Annotated in this window: 15 protein-coding genes; 1 reads left to right on the plus strand and 14 read right to left on the minus strand. The window is 39.0% G+C overall.

The genetic code is table 11. The annotated features are described in order from the left end of the window. The 12 genes from AC00Y6_RS15050 to AC00Y6_RS15105 all read right to left on the minus strand — a co-directional run. A partial coding sequence (locus AC00Y6_RS15050) for a hypothetical protein (protein ID WP_474491435.1) occupies positions 1-1,708 on the minus strand: 1,708 nt, incomplete at its 3' end. Between the two features lie 14 nt (positions 1,709-1,722). After that, entirely contained in the window at positions 1,723-3,891 is a 2,169-nt protein-coding gene (locus tag AC00Y6_RS15055) for a T9SS type A sorting domain-containing protein (protein ID WP_474491436.1), read from the minus strand. A gap of 129 nt (positions 3,892-4,020) precedes the next feature. After that, entirely contained in the window at positions 4,021-4,305 is a 285-nt protein-coding gene (locus tag AC00Y6_RS15060; RefSeq protein WP_474491437.1) for a hypothetical protein, read from the minus strand. Positions 4,306-4,351: 46 nt separating this feature from the next. After that, positions 4,352-5,626 (minus strand): S41 family peptidase, encoded by a 1,275-nt coding sequence (locus AC00Y6_RS15065; RefSeq protein ID WP_474491438.1) that lies wholly within the window; start codon positions 5,624-5,626, stop codon positions 4,352-4,354. Positions 5,627-5,649: 23 nt separating this feature from the next. Further along, positions 5,650-6,402, minus strand: coding sequence for a hypothetical protein (locus AC00Y6_RS15070; RefSeq protein WP_474491439.1), 753 nt, complete (start codon positions 6,400-6,402; stop codon positions 5,650-5,652). Between the two features lie 113 nt (positions 6,403-6,515). Then, on the minus strand, positions 6,516-6,998 hold the full coding sequence (locus tag AC00Y6_RS15075; RefSeq protein WP_474491440.1) for a PIN domain-containing protein: 483 nt from the start codon (positions 6,996-6,998) through the stop codon (positions 6,516-6,518). After that, the gene (locus tag AC00Y6_RS15080; RefSeq protein WP_474491441.1) at positions 6,991-7,239 is read right to left on the minus strand and encodes a UPF0175 family protein; all 249 of its coding nucleotides are present in this window, start codon (positions 7,237-7,239) and stop codon (positions 6,991-6,993) included. The genes AC00Y6_RS15075 and AC00Y6_RS15080 overlap by 8 nt, the downstream gene beginning before the upstream one ends. 311 nt (positions 7,240-7,550) lie before the next feature. Further along, positions 7,551-8,948 carry a choice-of-anchor tandem repeat GloVer-containing protein gene (locus AC00Y6_RS15085; RefSeq protein WP_474491442.1) on the minus strand — a complete coding sequence of 466 codons (1,398 nt, stop codon included), beginning with the start codon at positions 8,946-8,948 and terminating at the stop codon, positions 7,551-7,553. 89 nt (positions 8,949-9,037) lie between these two features. Continuing rightward, positions 9,038-10,045 (minus strand): T9SS type A sorting domain-containing protein, encoded by a 1,008-nt coding sequence (locus AC00Y6_RS15090; RefSeq protein ID WP_474491443.1) that lies wholly within the window; start codon positions 10,043-10,045, stop codon positions 9,038-9,040. Between the two features lie 79 nt (positions 10,046-10,124). Further along, complete coding sequence (locus AC00Y6_RS15095) at positions 10,125-11,405, minus strand: hypothetical protein (protein ID WP_474491444.1); 1,281 nt, start codon at positions 11,403-11,405, stop codon at positions 10,125-10,127. Positions 11,406-11,739: 334 nt separating this feature from the next. Then, positions 11,740-15,024, minus strand: a complete 3,285-nt coding sequence (locus AC00Y6_RS15100; RefSeq protein ID WP_474491445.1) for a TonB-dependent receptor — start codon at positions 15,022-15,024, stop codon at positions 11,740-11,742. Between the two features lie 46 nt (positions 15,025-15,070). Continuing rightward, a complete protein-coding gene (locus AC00Y6_RS15105) occupies positions 15,071-16,072 on the minus strand; it encodes a FecR family protein (protein ID WP_474491446.1) in 1,002 nt (333 codons plus the stop codon). Between the two features lie 280 nt (positions 16,073-16,352). Here AC00Y6_RS15105 and AC00Y6_RS15110 point away from each other — a divergent pair, with 280 nt between their 5' ends. Continuing rightward, positions 16,353-16,997 (plus strand): RNA polymerase sigma factor, encoded by a 645-nt coding sequence (locus AC00Y6_RS15110; protein WP_474491447.1) that lies wholly within the window; start codon positions 16,353-16,355, stop codon positions 16,995-16,997. Positions 16,998-17,002: 5 nt separating this feature from the next. Here AC00Y6_RS15110 and mobV read toward each other — a convergent pair whose 3' ends face one another. Further along, positions 17,003-18,238, minus strand: coding sequence for a MobV family relaxase (gene mobV, locus AC00Y6_RS15115; protein WP_474491448.1), 1,236 nt, complete (start codon positions 18,236-18,238; stop codon positions 17,003-17,005). Between the two features lie 155 nt (positions 18,239-18,393). Next, a partial coding sequence (locus tag AC00Y6_RS15120; RefSeq protein ID WP_474491449.1) for a toprim domain-containing protein occupies positions 18,394-18,911 on the minus strand: 518 nt, incomplete at its 5' end.

Consider the following 18,911-nt stretch of genomic DNA (forward strand, 5'->3'; position numbering starts at 1 on the left):
TCTGCGTAATCCAAACCTCCTGAGATTTGCCGTAACATTCCGCATTTTCCTGTGCAATAAGACTGTACTTTCCGGGTTGAGTTACGGTAAGCGTGGATGTGGACCCGGTAATCTCTGCCGGCACATTGCCGTTGGGTGTGCTCCAGAAATAGGTAAGTGCAGGATTGGAGATGTTGGTAGAGAGCGTAAGGGTACTTCCTTCACAGAATTCGGTGCTTTCCGGCGTTTCTATAACGGGATTTGGCGTATTGCAGGTACCGTATTTTGCAAGAAAGCCGTTGTAGAAATTGCCATTGTTATTTAGTGGTGCTGTTAAAATATGATTTTCATCAAAATAAATCTGCACTTCATAATAGCCCGATAACCATATATTGCCGCCGTTACGAGTCTGTGCCAAAGCTGATATATTCCGTATCTTATTAACAGCATTTGGGTCTGTAGATTTGATGATTTTTTGCCATAGAGGCACTCCTGTAGCACTTAATTTACAAATTTTTATTTTCATCGGTGTATACATCCCGTTGAAAGTTCCAGCACCATAGATATTTCCTAAATCATCACTTAAAAGATATTGAAACTTATCTCCATCATTTGTTTTTTCCAAATATACCCAGTCTACAAGATATTCAGGATAACTAAGTTTCAATATAAACCCATCAGTATCGGATTCCGCCTGGTCATCGGAATTGGTGCTGTGCCCAGTATAAGTTTGTCCCTCAATTGTAAGGGTTTTACCCAACCAATAACCACCAATCAGGACATCTCCACTAGGAGTTACTGCAAAACCACTGGCATATATACTATTCAAAATGCTGGACGTAGAAACCATTGTGATAGGTTTGGAATCAATCAATTCTCCTTGTGCAGTATAGCGGTATAGTATTCTTGGATTTTGTTGGGTATTCTTTTTGTTAGACCAGCGATACAGTTTTCCCGATGCATCGGGTTTTACCTGCTCGGTATAATATTGGCTTTCGAGATAGGTGCCTTCCAATAATTTTGCGGACAACACATCGCCTTGCGAGCTGTATTTCGTAAAATATATCCCTACCTCTCCGGTATTGGTTGTCAAATTATTGTTTTCATCAAATGTTATATAATCTCGAAACACTCCGGTCATATTGACATTGCCATCTCTGTCAAAAAAAAGTTCATTAGTAGCATATGATAAGGTACTTGAAACATAATATGGATGATTGGTTGTCTTTACCCAAAGCACATTACCGTTTGTATCCAATTTTGCTATGAAGTGAGTTTTGTAGTTTCCAGTAGTTTCTGTAAAACCGTCTGTTATATAATAATTAGCAATAACACTGGCGGCATCTCTGGCATTAGTTCCACATAAGTAAATATTGCCCTCCTTATCCACTACCAATTGATTCATATTTCTCCCGGAAACTGATATATTCCCTAATGGTTTTGCCCAGGCAATAGTACCGTTGGGCTTGTATTTGGCAATATATCCGCCTGTAAAGGTTCTTGCAGGTCTTGTAATGGTAATACCATCTAGTTTATATGTTCCCTGTATAAAAACTCCTGCCATATAACTATTGCCCTGGTCATCTGCCGCCACGGTAGGTCCATAGACGGCACTTGTCACAGAAGTGTCTCCGCCAATACGTTTTACCCACGCCAGATCAGAGCTTTGGGCGGTGGCAAAAGTGGAGAAGATTGTAAAACAGAATAGAAGTAAAAGTTTTGTTTTCATATTGTATATTAAAATTATTCTTTTATGAATTTACCGTTCCAGATGCCTTTGTCTGTTTTTACCTTTATAAAGTAATATCCGGCAGGCAGTGCAGATACGTTGATTACTTTTGTGTTTTCTATGGACAGTAAAGTTTGCCCCAGCATATTGATAATGCTAATCTCTTTTATTGTTGTGTTGGTTTTTAAGAATAATCTACCGTCCGTAGGATTAGGATATAAAACAATCGCATTTTGTTGCAACTCGTTTACCCCGAGATACTGTATCTGTCTGCATTCTGAAATCACACTGCATCCTTTGGCATTGGTAATTTGCACGGCATAATTACCGGCAGATTGTGGCGTGAAACTCTGCTCTGTTGCCCCATCTATCGGATAATTCCCATTGTCGCAATCCAGCCATTGGTAGCTAATGCCTTCTCCAGTGGCTGTCGCAGTAAGCGTGTGGTCGTTCAATGTAACACCGTTGTCCGGTTTTGGAATCTGCGTAATCCAAACCTCCTGAGATTTGCCGTAACATTCCGCATTTTCCTGTGCGATGAGGGCGTATTTGCCGGGTTGAGTTACGGTAAGCACGGCTGTGGATTCTGTGATTTCTGCCGGTAAGTTTCCGGCAGGTGTACTCCAGAAGTAGGCAAGGGCAGGATTGGATATATTTGCGTAAAGTGTTAAACTTTCTCCCTCGCACAGTTCCGTATCTGCCGGAACGTTGATAACCGGGTTTTCTGTATTACAAGTGCCATATTTTGCAAGGAAGCCGTTATAAAAACTGCCACTTGTAACTACTGGTGTGGTAAAGATATAGTCATCACTAAAACGAATGTTTTCGCGGTAATAGCCGGATACCCAGATATTACCACCATTTTGGGTCTGTGCTAAAGCCCCAAGATCCCGTTGTCCATTTTGTGTGAAAACAGATAAATCAATAATTTTTTGCCATAGTGGTTGCCCTAAAAGATTTAACTTACGGATTCTAATTTTTGGTGGAACATAGTCGCTTCCCCATTTGCCAGCAGCATAAATATTCCCCAGCCCATCACTCAACAATTGTGTGAATTCATCTCTGTCGCTTGACTTCTCCAGATAGACCCAGTCCACGGTATAGTCCGTATTTTTCAACTTCAGCACAAAAGCATCCGCACTCTGCTCTGCCTGGTCGTTGGAGTTGCTGCTGTGTCCGGTAAAAGTCTGTCCTTCTATCGTTAGGGTTGTTCCAAACCAGAAGCCCCCAATCAGCACATCGCCCGCAGGGGTTACTGCAAATCCGGTGGAATATACTTTCTGGTAGGTCAAATTAGAAGAAGAACTCATATTAACAGTTTTCGTATCTATCAAATCTCCCTCTGCGGTATATCTATAAAGTATTTTACCTGGTTGGGTATTCTTCCTGTTAGACCAGCGGTAAAGATTTCCCGATGCATCGGATTTTACCTGTTCATTATAATATTGATTTTCAGGATAGGTATCTTCTAATAATTTTGCAGACAATACTTCGCCATTCGGGCTGTATTTCGTAAAATATACCCCTACCTCTCCGCTATTGGTTGTCAAATTATTGTTTTCATCAAATGTTATATAATCTCGAAACACTCCGGTCATATTGACATTGCCATCTCTGTCAAAAAAAAGTTCATTAGTAGCATATGATAAGGTACTTGAAACATAATATGGATGATTGGTTGTCTTTACCCAAAGCACATTACCGTTTGTATCCAATTTTGCTATGAAGTGAGTTTTGTAGTTTCCAGTAGTTTCTGTAAAACCGTCTGTTATATAATAATTAGCAATGACACTGGCGGCATCTCTGGCATTAGTTCCGCATAAGTAAATATTGCCCTCCTTATCAACTATCAACTTATTTGTATTATCCGTGGACACCGATATATTTCCTAACGGTTTTGCCCATACAATTTGCCCGCTTGCGTTGTATTTGGCAATGTAACCGCCGGAGCTTGTTCTGGCTGGCACAGTGAGCGTAATACCATCTAATTTGTATGTTCCGGATAAGTACACTCCCGCTATATAGCTGTTGCCCTGGTCATCTGCCGCCACAGCAGGACCATAGACGTTTCTTGTTGCATTTGTATCTCCACCTATACGTTTTGCCCACGCCAGATCGGAGCTTTGGGCGGTGGCAAAAGTGGAGATGATTGTAAAACAGAATAGAAGTAAAAAGTTTTTCATAAAACATAGTTTAAAAAATTGTGTGATAAAATTACACTAAATAACTGATTATTAATATTGTTAATTTCTTTAAAAAAGCATATTTCACACACTTTTATCCTGAAAAACACATCAATCATAGTGATTTATTTACTTTTCCTTCTTATTAAACATTGTCCGCATTTTTTTTACAGGGACTGACATTTTTGTTCTGAGCATTACGCTTCTTGTGCGGTAATTATGCGTGCATTTTTTTAGTTCCGAGAGCAAAACCTGGTAATAATCATAAGTTCCCTGAAGTTCAATCACGTTTTTTCTAATGATTTCATCATCATATTCGGTAATGGTTACATTGCCGTATATATCGTAATATTTCTTATAATGCTCGAAAACTTTTATTAAATCTTCGTGTTCCTTATTATCAATTTTCTTCATAACATTCGATGATCGATTTTCAATAAAACTCTTCTTCATTCCCTCTCTAATTAATGTTTTGCAATGCTTTCTTCAGTAGGGTTTCATCGGGGTTTCCCAAATCCGAAACCGGTAGAGTCTGAAATTCATCTACCGAAATCGCAGGCGAAATTCCGTTATTGTAATTCCCTTCATTATTTGAATTGAACAATTTGTAAATCATCGGATGAATCTGCCACGATATTTTCACAGGATTTCTCTTATCGTCAATATCCCAACCCGACATATCTTTTCCCATTGTTTTGGTTCCGATTTGAACTACCTCCATATACGGTTTCAGATTGTTAATTACGATCTCCGAAGCAGAAGCCGTACTTTCTGTTGTCAAAACATACACTTTATGCAATCCTAAATTTCGGGTAAATAAGGAATTGAAATTCTGCGAACCTGTATCATAAGTGATTTGCTGGGCAAATGACAGTTTTACTTCACCACCGTTTTTGTTTCCTTTGTAAATGATGAACGGCGAATCGCCTGAAATTCCTGACGGAATCATTGCACAGAGTGCGGCTGAAACCGCTACCTGACCACCATAATTGTAACGCAGATCAAGGATTAAATTTGAAATTCCTGCGGCTTTAAATTCTGCAAATTTATTTGCTAAGGAAGATGACATTCCGTCCATAAAACTGTAAATGTACAGATAGCCGATTTTCTTTCCGTTCTGTTCAAAAATTTTGGAAACCAAAGGTTGGTCAAACGTAAAACTTTGATAGATCGTAATTTCATTTTCATTTGTGATATTGCCATTTTCCCAGCTTCCAACCATTAATTTCATCGGTGAAGAAGAATTTATAATCATCGACTCTACCTGATTCATATTTCCGGAATTAATTTCGGTTCCATTGATTTTTGTTATGGTTTTTCCTCTCAATAAACCAACATTTTGAGCCGGAGAATTTTTCAAAACCAATTTAATAATGGCAAAAGTTTTTCCATTCTGTTGCAATACTGAATAATCAAAACCATATAAACTTCTCACGGTTTTGGGGTAAGTGGAAGCATCATTTTTATTCAAAATTGAGGAAAAGCGGTCTTCGGCCGACAACAGACTTTTGAAAAAATCTTTGGTCGGAAGACTGTAATCCGGCTTTTTCGGCATTTGTTCTGCCCAGTAATAATAGCGTTTCAGGGAATCCTGAACCCAAAGATTTACAGATTCCGTAGTTCCTTCTGCAAAGTTCGGTCGCGAATCTTCATCATCAATCCTGTTGCAGGAGAATAATGTGAAAGTGCAAAACAAAATCAGCAAGACTCTTATTAATTCTCTCTTTTTTGTCATTCTGAGTTGGTCAAAAGTCTGATTTACAAATAATCAGCAACATCAATATCGCCTTTTACAACCACAGATCCGTTTTCTTCTTTTTCCTGAAGAACGATCATATTCACACGGTCGTTGTTGATGTACACCTGTTTCAACGTTGCTTTAATCAGGGATGAACCAAAATAAGGTTCAGTGGTCCCGGGCTTGTACAGTTCCAGATAAACGGATTGGGTATTGCCGAAATTATTATAAATCTGAACGGATGTAAATTCTTTTTTCCCGATCTCTTCAAAGGTGGCGAGAACAACACCATTTTCTCTTTTGAGAACACCTTTTACGTTTTTCAGACTGCTACCGGAAAACTCGCCCAGATTTGGGAAGATGAACTCATATCCGATTTTACCGAGATTAACGGTAGGTTTCGTTGCCGATGCCTGAAGAAAAATTCCCGGTAAATTGAAAAAGTTCAATGTTTTATAATCGTCCACATTGTCATAAGTGATATCGAATTTTGCAATTTGCACTCCGGTGTCGTGGTTATAAATTCCGAGAATGTCGGTTTCTCCTTTGTCCAACACAAATTTTATTTGGGCGTTGATATTGTTTGTGTAAGAAGTATTTCCACCTATGGTTACGGGTTCACCATTGAGGCGAAGCTGCAAAACATCGGGTTTGGAATATCCTTTAACGTTGATTTCTGCCGGTTTTTGGGCAACATCAAAGGGTTGCAATCTTTCATCCGTACAGGAAAACAGTCCAAAACCTACTGCAAATAATATTGCTATTTTTTTCATAATGATCTTTTACTTTATTTATTAAAATTTTTATTTTCTATTTCTAATGTTTACGCATAAAAAAACGTGTAAACTTTATGGGTTTACACGTTTTTTATTTTGTTTGAATAAATTTATTCTTCTTTTGCAAGTTTCAGAATTTCGTTGATGAAGTTATCGCTTAACCAAACACTTTTGGCTCTCAATTCCAAAAGCAGAGGTTTTAATTCCGGGATAAAGCCTAGTTGTTTTGCTTTTATGAGAATATCTACAGTTCCCGTAATTTTGAGTCCAGCGTGTTTGGCGTGGTATCTTCCCAAAGTTTCGTCAAGGATGATTAAATCTGCATTTTTCTCAGTTGCCAATACAATAGCTTCCGCTTCACCTTTATCCAAATCCAAAAAATAAGTAAGGGATTCTTCGTTTCTTATTTTTTCGATTTTAATCCATTCTATTTTCGATAAATCCAAATAATACTCTTTGTTTTTTCCGGCTTCGATTTCGTTAAAAACTTCCTGAGGAATTGCAATGTCATTATACAAATCCTTCATAATTTGAAGTTTCCCGATTTTCAGAAGTGAAATAATGGGTGTCGTATTGCAAACGATTTTAAGCATTGTTCAAATCTTCGTTTAAATCTTCAACATTTAGAAATTCCACATTATATTTCGAGAGCAATTCCAAAAATTCTACTCTTGTGATATGTAAGACTTTGGCAGCCATTCCTGAAGAAATTTTCCCTAATTCAAACAACTTTACAAGAGCCGATATTTTTATTTCTTTCCCGAAATCGCTTTTGTTCATTCTCATAGAATTTGCCAAAAAATCCGGATATTCCACTGATATTACTTGAGCCATTTTATTGCTTTTTAATATGACGAATTTACGAAAATTATTTACTTCTTAATCTTTCGATTATTTAAGAATGTCTTATTCTGTACCATTTTAGTGCAATATAGATTCAAAAATGCACTTCGTGAGTGCAATATCTGTTTCGTGTAAACCAATAAATTCAATGAACGCCTTTTCCTCCCCCCCGCCCCCTCCAAAGGAGGGGGAGCTTTGGGAAATTAAAACCTACACAGTTTTTCTTTGTACCCGGCAATTAAACCAATAATTGCCGGGCGAATGATTTGGTGCTATGCTGTACACTGTATGCTTACAGCTACCTACTTCTTCACAACCTTATGGCTGCTTACTTTGCCGTCTGTTTCCACTTTTACAAGGTAAAACCCTTTTGAAAGAGAACTCAGATTAAGCTGACCGTTGGCAACGGAACTGCTTAACACCTGCTGTCCTGCTGTATTGTAAACCGAAACATTGGCTTTGCTTACGCCTTTCAAATACAATACATCTTCTACCGGATTTGGGTAAAGTTGAACATTAGTTTTGGAAACATTTGTAACATCTAAACTGCCCAAATCTACTTCTACCAATTTTGTGTAGTACGGCGTGCTTCCGTTTGTTCCATCAAAAGTTACCAATTTGTTAATAGCGTTAGTAGCAAGATCAAAGCTGAACATTGTGCCGAGTTCCGGAGAACCACCATAAGATGATAAACCGTAAAATTTACCGTCTGATGCCTGCATCAATGAGCCTTGAGGATTGCTTCCGTTATCGAAATCAAAGTCAGCTTTGGAAGTAAAAGTATTGGTTGCTGTATCATATTCGAATATCAATCCGCTTCCGCCGTTTCCTCCTGATGCTAAACCATAGAATTTTCCATTGGAAGCCATACATAAAGTTCCCATAGGATTTCTGCCGTTAGCTCCGCCAAAATCCAATTTTTTGGTAAACGTTCCCGTTGCAGGATCAAACTCAAACAAAGTTCCTGCACCATCTTCGCCACCTTCCCGGGTCATTCCGTAAAGTTTTCCGTTTGTTTCCAAAAGGTCTCCATACGGGCGGCTTCCGTTGTCATTGTTGAACTCTATTTTTACTGAGTAAGCCGACATAGCAGGGTCATACTCAAACAAAACGCCTCTGTTACTGTTGGCATCGCTGCTGAGATAGGTCATCCCATAGAGTTTTCCGTTGGATGCCTGAACCAAACCACCTTGCGGTTCTTTTCCGTTTGCTCCGCTAAACGTCACTTTTACAGCATAAGTGTCCGTTGCAGGGTCGTATTCAAATAATGCCCCATTATTAGATGCTCCGCCTTTGGAAGTCATTCCATAAAGTTTTCCATTTTCCGCCTGCATTACGCTGCCCGATGGAAAAATTCCATCTCCCGAAATACTACCAAAGTTGTGTTTTACGACATATATATCCGTTACAGGGTCATATTGAAATAATGTTCCCGTATTATTGGAGCCCCCGGCATAGGTCATTCCATAGAGTTTTCCATTAGACGTTAGTGTCAAACTACCACGAGGAACAGCACCTTCGGTAGCATTATCTCCGAAACTTTTCTTAATGGTATATTCGTCTTTAGTAGGTTTATAAGAAAACAATACCCCATAATTACTGGTGCTTCCCCTACTTGCAAGTCCATAAAATACTTTGTTCTGAGCATTTGAAAAACTTATCAGCCCGAAAGTCAATCCAAATAATAGAATTTTTTTCATAATTACTTTTTTATCCTTCCCCTAACCCCCTCCAAAGGAGGGGGAATCGTTTCCTCCCTTTGAGGGAAGATTAAGGAGTGGGATTACTATTATTTTTTAATAAACTTCGTTGTGCTTACTTTGCCGTCTGTTTCTACCGAAACGGTATAAACGCCTTTTGGCAATGCACTTACGTTGAGTTGCCCGTTGGTTATGGCTTTCTTGCTTACCACCTGCCCGGCAGTACTATACACCGTTGCATTGGCTTTGCTTATGCCTTTTAAGAAAAGCACGTCTGTAGCCGGGTTAGGATATACAGATATAGATGCTTTTTTTACATCTGCGGTTGCCATTGTGTAAACATCTGCATAAATCTGTAGCTCATCCATCTGGAAAGTGGCAGAAGAATTTGTATTGAGAAATGGTTGTCCGAAATTTGCTTCCGGGTTATCCGAAAAATTAATGTTATTCCAGAACCCGATATAAATTTTCTTTCCTGCATATTGGGAAAGGTCTGCCGTTGCCTGTGCAAACAAAGCATTGCCCTCAGCAATATAATCTGCATTGGTAATGCTTAATACTGGAGGCTTTACAGATGGATTCGCACCATTGTCGTATGCTGTTATAATGCTCGCACGCAACGCCTGAAAATCGGTAACATCCGGCACCGGTTTTGCAGAAGTGCTTTCGTAAACAAAAATGTCTCTAGATGTATTGTTACTTGTAGAAGTGGTGTTGTAAGCAATAACTCTTCCTACCATAGCTGCCAGTGTAATAGCACCAGATGCTCCGGTTAAATCAATTTCCGGAGAGATAGCCCAGTCTTCAAAATCATTTAAATAATCTGGTTTATAGTTAGCAGGGCTACCTACCACATTTGGGATGAATCTACTATATCTTAAAACGTGATCTGGCGATTGTTCCTCATACATATTTGGAGATGCTGCTTTACGCACTACGTGCTTCCCTACATTCCAGGTATTGTTATTGCTGTTGCCGTCATAGAACTGCCAACCTGCTACTTCCGCCGAAGTATCAAATGTATTTTCCCAGACAAGCGTTTGAGAGTTGGACATTCCGAATATAGAGATTCCTAAAAGGAAAAAGTATTTTTTCATAATATTATATCAGTATTAGAAAGAGAACTAGCGGCAGCATTCCGCCGCCAGTTCTCAGGTTTAAACATTTAATTTAAGATTAAAAACCGCTGTATTTAGTCCAAGCTCCGTTATAATTCCAGGTTCTCGGTGCAATGCTCCAAGTACCTTCGTTAAAGAACGGATTTCCTGTCAGGAAGAAAGTAGCCGCAGGCGTACCGGTTGCCGTGTTAGGAATGGTAGGGGTTCCTACAGTCGCATTGGTAAATCCGTGTGCATAAATCGTAGAAAGGTTAAGCGCTGCCAATGCAGAACCTGTTCCCTCAACTCTAATACCTGTTGGGTATCCAGTAACTAAAGCATCATTCAAAGTAAGCTGTCCTCGTCTTCTGATATGGATGCCGTTTTCATACAAAGCACCCTGGGTACTGTTTTTGGCACCGATAATGGTCAGGTTATTAATTACCGGGTGGGTAATCAATGCGGTAGCAGTACCACCGGCATTATTATCCAGCTCAATTCCGTTAGAATCCGGATTGCCTCCACTCTGGCTATGAGTAGAGTTATAATCCGCCAATGCTAATGCATTGGTAATGGTACCGGTATAGCCGTTATCGAAATCGAAACCGTCATCATCCTGTGCAAAAGCAATCAGGTTGGAGGCGTTTACTGTTCCACCAAACCATTCGAATGCATCGTCCTGACCGTAAGATATCTGGATATGATCCAATACGGTTCCGTTACCAACACCTCCTAAAGTTAAACCGTTGATTTCGTTTCCAGAACCAACTTCTGTAGGTAATTCATACCCTGCAAACTCAATACGAACGTATGTTAAAGAACCTCCATTGTGAGAAGAATTAGAACCACCATATTCGTATTGAGAACCGCTAAGCCCTTCAATAACCGCTGTTCCGGAAGTTGTATTAATAGGAGCATCTCCCAGAATAATTACACCAGCGAAGTCGCCGGGAGCAGCCACTGTTTCATCATCACAATCTAAAAGGTTGTAGCTGGTGAATACCACAGGAGCTGTAGCAGTACCATTCGCATTCAGTTTACCCCCTTTTTGAACAACCAACACACCCGTAGCGGAACCGTCTGCGTGTGGCTTTGCTTTGATGTAAGTTCCTGCCGGAATAGTTAAGGTAACACCGCTTGGAATATTTACCACACCATCAAGTTCATAAATTGTGTTTGCATTCCAAGTAGTAGAGGTTAAATTTCCAGAAACCGTTTGAACAGGTCGGCTACACCCCACTGCATAATCCGCCGATGAAGACTGCATTTCAAAGTTCGAATCTGACTCCACTAAAGAATCGTTCTGGCGACAAGCCGTCAGAGACAAGGCTGCTATCGCAATAAGAAATAGATTTCTCATAATTAATAATTTTTTAATTTTGTGCCGGGCTTCGCATATTTTATCGCCCGAAACAGGTTAATAGCCGGGAGACAATGCCTTTTTGTCTCCCATTTTTTCTCAATTACTCTCCTTATCCCGATGTGTAAAGGCATAACACCGGAAGGTTGCCGCAAAATCTAAAATCCTCACAAAACCGGCACTTGACGAGCACGGTTGGTAGTATTGTCATCCATAAGGTTTCTCACTCCGAAAGGCGGGTTTTCCTTAGATTGTGGTTTCTGCGGTTACTAATGATCGTCTTTTTTACGTGGGCTGCACCCACGGCTATTGATATTCCGCCCCTTCGGGGCTGCTAAAATGTATAGATTACACTAAGCCCAAACGTTCTGCCTCTGTATGTCCTATACAAAATCTTATCTATATTTTTATCGTATCTATCCGTTGCTGCCGTGATAAGTTCAAAATTGTCTCTTACTCCCTGAATTACACTTCCTTTCTGATAATAAGAATTGTAATTATTATAATATTCTATAGCTCTATTGAAGAGGTTTTTGGCATTGAATTTAAATTCAAGATTTTTATCTTTCAGCATTTTGTAAGAAATCTGTGCGTCTGCCACTGCGTAGGGTCTTTGGATTTCTTCCGCATTATAATCGTAACCTACTGTAATATACTGATCACCTTTGGCATTCCACAAGAAACTCAACCCCAAACGGTCGCCGTCATACGACAATCCCAAATTATACGCCCAAGGGGTTTGCCCATACAAAGGTCTATCTACTTCGTAGGTGAGGTCAGTTTCTTCAGTTTTATATACATCTTGAAAAGCAATGATTTTTGTGTTGTTATACGTGAAATTTCCGCTGATAAAAAGGTTTTCCAGAAAAGAATCTTTTATAATGAACCCGAGACTTTTTCTTACCTCAAACTCCACACCCTTCAACTTTGCATTTTTGGAGTTTCCGTTATATAGGTACAGATTTCCCTCGTTGGAAAGCCGTCCTTCTCTTTCAATGGGGCGGTCTATATTTTTATAATATAGTCCGGCAGAAATGATCTCGCCCAAACCGGGAAACCACTCGAACTTGAAGTCGTAGTTATCTACTACCGATGATGTTAATGCTGTATTGTAAATCAATCCATTCGCAATCGGGTCAAAATACGGAAGCCCTGTTCTTTCATTAAACTGTGGACGAAGCACGGCTTTACCATAAGCCAGTCTAACATTCATTTTATTGGTCGGACTGTAGGTAAAGTTGGCAGATGGCATCCACTGCCAAGCCTTATCTTCAATCGGCTCTTTGTTAATTGCCCTGTTATCGTTTTCATCTATTTGATTAGAAATCAAATCATACTTAAAGTACTCTGCCCGAACGCCCCACACCAAACGGAATTTGCTTCCCAATCGGTTGTCGAACATTATATAGGGAGCGTGCTGTGTTATTTCACCTTCAAATTTTGCATCTTTATAAAGCGGCTTGGTTTGCCAGCCAATACCACCTTTCTCATAATGTGAACCATCGAACCAATCGGCAACAGAACCGTACATCAACAGGAAGTTTTTTTCATTGTTCGGAACATCTCTGTTTTCATCCACCCTCAGAAAGAATTTTCGCTGTGCATTGGTGTTGTTTTTCAAAGTTCCTGCATAACCCGCTTTAATATCGTTTTTGAAATTTCCGCCATTCCAGCTCCATTTGAAAGATGCTCCGAAATTGTAATCGGTTTCCTTATTCTCAATATATCCTCTTGCAAAATTTTCAGATGAATTATAAACCTGATGATAAGCTAAAATTTCATTTCCAATAAAGTCGTGATACGTTTTGTGTAAAGTATAATCTTTCGTATCAGACTCTACACCTGTTCTTGCAGCAAACCAAGCCACCTCCGTATTGCCGATTTTGTGATTTCCCTCTAATTTGTTTTGTAATAAAGTCTGATAAACCGGATAATCGGTATTGTCGGTATAGGGTTTATCCATTGTTGCTAACTGAGATGGGGCATTATCAGGAATGATACCGTTGTAAAAATAATTGTAAGATGCTTCTGCGTTTTCGGGCGAACCGCTACCTCCGGTATATTCGTTCCAGCCGGTTACTCGGGTTAGTGTATTATCGTAGATGTGGGTGTAAGAGTTGCGGAACGAGATTCTACTTTTACCCAATTGCAACCCAAAATTCAGCATTCCTGCGACCGTAGAATTATAATTATAGGAAGCTCCTGTATTTTTAAAACTATAAAATTTTACGGGTTCTAATCCTTGTATCTGTGCTGTGTTTAGCGGGTCTGTTATATCAAGCCAGTTACCTCTTCCAGTGTGGTCGATGTTTAATTTGTTTTGCTCGTTTCTAAGGGTTAAAGCACCGGCAAATCCCCATTTGTTGTTGTTCTTCATTGGGAAACTTTTCCCAAATGCCAACTGCATATTAGAGTTTAAATCTGCCGTTGTTTTAAATGTAGAAAAGTTGTCTTCAAACTGTTTAGACTGCTCAAAAAAGAGAGGGTTGTTCCAGTCCATCGGCTCCAGACCTTTCGGGAAATCCCTTGTACCATCATCATATCCGAAATAATCATATTTCCCACGCTGCCTTGTGAGAAATTCTTTAGAGGTAGAAATATCATTGTAAGACGTTCCCATACTCACGGTGATGAAATCTTCATTGGGGATATCTTTCGTTTTTACTTCCACATAACCTCCGGCAAAACTGGCGTTCATATCGGGGGTGGCGGTTTTGCTCACGACCACACTTTCCACCATTGCCGTCGGGATAATATCAAAAGAGAAATTGTTGTTATACGCCTCCGTACTCGGCAGGTTAATGCCGTCCATTGCAGCGGTGTTCCAGCGTTCGCCCATAGAACGTACTACCACGTATTTGTTGTCGATGGTCGTGATGCCGGTTACTCTTTTCAAGGTCGCACCTACATCACTGTCCGGTGTTTTGGTGATTTGTTCGGCAGAAATACCATCGCTCATCTGGGCGGCTTTTTTTTGCTGTGCTAAAAGTCCAGCTTGGGTATCTGCCTTTCGCAATCCGGTAATTACGACTTCTTTAATGGCGGTTTCTTTTTCAGATGCAGCTTTCAGCGCAAAGGAAACGGTGTTGGTTTCATTATTGGCAATCGTGAGTTTCTCTACCCGTAATGCATTGTATTTTTCTGCTTTTACGGTGAGGGTATATACTCCTGAAGGTACATCCAGAGAAAAATCTCCGTTGTTATCGGTAATGGCAGTTTTTCCTGCAACGCTGATTACCGCTCCTGCAACGGGTTCACCAACTTCGTTAACTATTTTTCCGGATAATCTTCCGATACCCTGCTGAAAAGCACTGCGGACAATCATAAAATCTTTTTCTCCTAAGAGTCTGAAAGTAAACCCTGTGCCGGCAAGAGATTTTGAAAGGAGCTCTTCAGGAGATTTTATGTCTCCCGAAATTTCAGAAGCCGTAATGTTTTTCAGAAGTTGCTTATTGAAAGCAACGTTTCTGCCTGAATTCTCACCGATTTTCTGAAGCCGATCCGAAAGAGGTTCTGCATTGTAAATCTTAGTCTGTGCGTATGTGGATACGGTAAGGTGACACGCTACAACCAGTACAAGAGGTTTCAGCAGTGCAATATTTATAAATGTTCTTTTCATTGAATTTATTTGAGAGATAATGAATAATGTTTACTGATTTTTCCGGTTATTTGTAAAAGACGATCCTGTTCGTTTCGATTTTGTACTTCAATTCGTTAACGCCGGCTATAGCGACCGCGATTTTTTCCAGACTATCGTTTTCCTCGAATGTAGCAGTAAGGCGTACTTCGTCTTCCGGAACTCCTTTTAGTTCAGCTTCAGTATTAAAATTATCTTTTAGGCGCATCGCGATTTCAGAGAAAGGGGCATCCGAAAAAGTGATTTTTCCGGACATCCAGGCAGAGGCAATAACAGCATCGGCTGTAGAAACTTTAACCGTGTTGAGTTTTGCCTTATAAGTTAAGCGGTCGTCCGCCGCCAGTACTGCAAGTTGCTGGTTTCCTTTTATAATTTTTACCTTTCCTGTTCTTACGGTAAGACTGTTCTCACCCAATGCTTTATATGCCTTGATATTGAAAGAAGTTCCTAAAACTACGGACTGCATACCATCGTAATTCACAATAAATGGTTTTTCCGGATTTTTTGCCACTTCAAAAAATGCTTCCCCTTCCTTTAACCAAACTTCACGAACGGTGTTGCCAAAGTCTGATTTGCGATATGAAAAAACAGAAGCATTGTTCAGGCTAACAACGGAGCCGTCCGGAAGTGTAATGGTACGTAACTCCTTAGAATTAGTTGTAATGGTGATCCAGCCGGATTGATGCTGCTCTGTATTTGCCCCTTGTTTATTAAACCAAAACATCAGTGAGGTGAACAATCCTAAAACAAGTATTGCAGCAGCGGCTGCAACGCGACGGCTGAATGAAAAGATTTTTTTGTGTCGCGATGGTACATAATTTTTCTCGATAAAAGCACAAACATTCTGACTGCTTTTTTGCCTGTGTTCTTCATCAATTTCACCGGCGTATTTTTGTTTATAAAGATTTAAAATATCTTTTTCTTCATCTGTAAGAGAGGTTTGGGTAACTTCTCTTTCCCAGAGTTTCCAAACAAAGGCAGATTTTTTTCTGTTGTCATCTGCAAACAGGTTAGGTCTAAATTTTCTCACGTACTAAACTTTAAAATTATATTTCAGAAAGTATAAATAATCTCGTTCGGCATACCTCCTATCTAATTACGTTTGGATTTGAAAACTTCCCGACGGGGAATTCATAATTTATTAACAAATCATTCGGTTTTTGCAACAGCTGAATTTTTGAAATACATAATAACAAGCTGTTAAATAGGAGTTTATGATAAAAAGACCATCTGTTTTTTTAATAAACTATTGATATAATTACACGAATTATTAACAAATAATTCATTTTTAATACCTTAAATTTGTAATTGTGAAACTGAGTGTTAGTGATGCTATATTGATACAAAAAATTCAGGAAAGAGAATATTCTTCTTTCCTGACATTGTATGAAAGATACTGGAACAGTTTATATGATATGGTGTTTTTGAGAACCAAAGACAAAACCATCACCGAAGAGCTGTTGCAAAACCTTTGGATAAAAGTATGGACAGAACCGGAGCAGCTGACAGCGGATGAAAAGGGAAACGCTTCAGGATTTCTGTTTCGCTCTGCCCATTTCCGAATTCAGGATTATTACAGAAACCGTTACCGCAATGCGAATGTTGACCTTATTGATGATTTGGAAGAAGACCTTGACCGACATCTTTTTGAGATGCCGGATGATGAATACTTTGAAATACTAAAGGAAGGAAGCATCGGGCAATTATTGGAAGCAGTAGAGGATATTGTTAAAACAATGTCGCCCACGGAACAGACAGTTTATGACTTCAGGATTAATCAGTTACTCTCCGTAGAAGAAACGGCTGCGAAAATGGGTGTCAGTAAAAAAACAGTAAGTAACAATCTGAGTAAAGTATTGAGCGAAGTCCGTTCCCAGCTTGCCCCAGAGTATAAATCTTCTAAAAAGATGATTGGCTTGTTGCTTTATTTACAACTGCTATCGGAACTCGGTTAAAATTCTTATCTCTTCATTCTTCTTGAAGCAATTTCCTCATTTTTTGATGAACTGAATCTTAGACTTTCTTTATATTTCTCTTCCATCCACGTCTGGCTTTTTTCTCCATTAATTTTTAGGGTTTTAGCCTTTTCTTTTTCATCGTACTCAATACTCATTTTTAGATTTTCAACTTTGAAGCTTTTAAAATGCTGTGATGAATAAATTTCTCCTTTGATATGGATTTCTTCTTTTTCCAGTAATGCTTTAATAAACGTAGGAGGTAAGCCTATTTTTTCACATTCTATCACAATCGGAATTGTATCTTTAAGTTCGGGGTGGTAGTCCAATAGTTTATTAAAAACTTTTTGCTGCTTTTCTATGTTATTTTCCAGTTTTGAAACTGATTCCATTAATTTGCCCTGTTCCTTCTCTTTTTGATTTTTTAAACCAATCATTTCCTTTTTTATATGCTCATTTTCCCGCTCCAATTTCTTTGTTTTAGAACCTGTTATCGCATTGGCAAAATTCTCAACAATCCTCTTTGAAGAAATATTTTTTTCAATGGACTTAAGCTCGGATTGTTTTATATTCTTTTCCTGCTCCAACTGTTGATTTTGAATATGTAGGTTCCGATAATATTCAGACGTAGAAATATGTTTGGCTTCCGAACCCTCTATTCCTCGTCTTAATCCGTATTTTGCCATTGCCGTGGCGTAAGTATTCTGATAATGCTTCAGTTTATTTCTCGCCATTACATCATCGGCACAAAGGCGGTTGCTGTTTTGATGTTTTTTTTTATAACTGTCGGTGTTCTCTTTTTTTGCCTTTCTTCTTTCTCCTGAAACAATCGGAACAATAGTAGCGTGAATATGAGGTGTCTTTTCGTCCATATGCAATACTGCTGAAACCAAATTTTCTTCTCCAAATGTTTCTTTCAACCAATCTAGATTATCATCGCACCAATGATTTAATTGTTTATTGTTCTCGATGGCTTTCATTGTTTCGTGAGTTCCTGACAGCATAATCCGAATTGCCCGCACCTGATTGGTTCCAATCTTCCTTTTCAGCTTGGCATTTTCTAACCTATATTGTATTGCCGAAGTTCTGTTTTTAATTTTTTCAGGGTAATTAATCATTTCTTTGTTGAGATGAGTTCTTGAAGCATCTGCGTTTTTCGGATGGATGGTTCTTTCAATGTGAGCTGACATTCCAGAGTCATTTCCTTTTGCTTTTTCCAAATGTAAAACGGTATAGGACATTGCTTTTTAATTTAATGGTTAAATAATTCGGGGGTTTCCAAAGGGGGAGTATCCCCCTTGGCTTATTGGGGCTTTTTTAGTGAAGTGCAACGGAGCGTTAAGAAAAAGCCCTAATAAGCTATGGCTTTTTTTATCAAAAGCCTACCGTGCAACCGCTATCTTTTCCGTCTATAAGAGTTTGCCTGTTCTGATTGTCTGCTTTCTTCAATCTTATCAGCCAAATTATTTTTCATATTTTTCCCACTCTTCAGATAATCGTTCAGGTCTTTGTGATTTTGGTAATGGCTCGATTTGTCAATGAGATTTTTACCAAAAGATTTTAAATAGGAAGTCGCTATTCGTCCGGCTTCATCATTATCTAAATAGGTCATTATAGTATTATGCGATGTGATGAACGATTCGGCTTTTTCAAGATTGCTGACAGAATTGAGAACTACACTGCTTTCCTGCAAATGAAAAGTATTTTTGAGTGTTAAATAGGAAAGGTAATCCACGAATCCCTCAAACACTTTGCAGACATCATTCCCGACTCCTTTTGTGGTGGGAGCTTTTGATGTACAACCTTTAAAATATTTGTTTCGCAATTCATAACCATTCATATCGTTCTTATAACCAATAGCAAAATAATTCTTGTCATTAACCAAATAGCTCACTTCTTTGCAATGATGCATTG

The organism is Epilithonimonas sp., assembly GCF_056329745.1.

Excerpts from the sequence above, each read along its gene's own strand:
- AC00Y6_RS15055 (WP_474491436.1), bottom strand. The coding sequence starts at position 3,891 with ATGAAAAACTTTTTACTTCTATTCTGTTTTACAATCATCTCCACTTTT.
- AC00Y6_RS15060 (WP_474491437.1), bottom strand. The coding sequence starts at position 4,305 with ATGAAGAAAATTGATAATAAGGAACACGAAGATTTAATAAAAGTTTTC.
- AC00Y6_RS15065 (WP_474491438.1), bottom strand. The coding sequence starts at position 5,626 with ATGACAAAAAAGAGAGAATTAATAAGAGTCTTGCTGATTTTGTTTTGC.
- AC00Y6_RS15070 (WP_474491439.1), bottom strand. The coding sequence starts at position 6,402 with ATGAAAAAAATAGCAATATTATTTGCAGTAGGTTTTGGACTGTTTTCC.
- AC00Y6_RS15075 (WP_474491440.1), bottom strand. The coding sequence starts at position 6,998 with ATGCTTAAAATCGTTTGCAATACGACACCCATTATTTCACTTCTGAAA.
- AC00Y6_RS15080 (WP_474491441.1), bottom strand. The coding sequence starts at position 7,239 with ATGGCTCAAGTAATATCAGTGGAATATCCGGATTTTTTGGCAAATTCT.
- AC00Y6_RS15085 (WP_474491442.1), bottom strand. The coding sequence starts at position 8,948 with ATGAAAAAAATTCTATTATTTGGATTGACTTTCGGGCTGATAAGTTTT.
- AC00Y6_RS15090 (WP_474491443.1), bottom strand. The coding sequence starts at position 10,045 with ATGAAAAAATACTTTTTCCTTTTAGGAATCTCTATATTCGGAATGTCC.
- AC00Y6_RS15095 (WP_474491444.1), bottom strand. The coding sequence starts at position 11,405 with ATGAGAAATCTATTTCTTATTGCGATAGCAGCCTTGTCTCTGACGGCT.
- AC00Y6_RS15100 (WP_474491445.1), bottom strand. The coding sequence starts at position 15,024 with ATGAAAAGAACATTTATAAATATTGCACTGCTGAAACCTCTTGTACTG.
- mobV (WP_474491448.1), bottom strand. The coding sequence starts at position 18,238 with ATGTCCTATACCGTTTTACATTTGGAAAAAGCAAAAGGAAATGACTCT.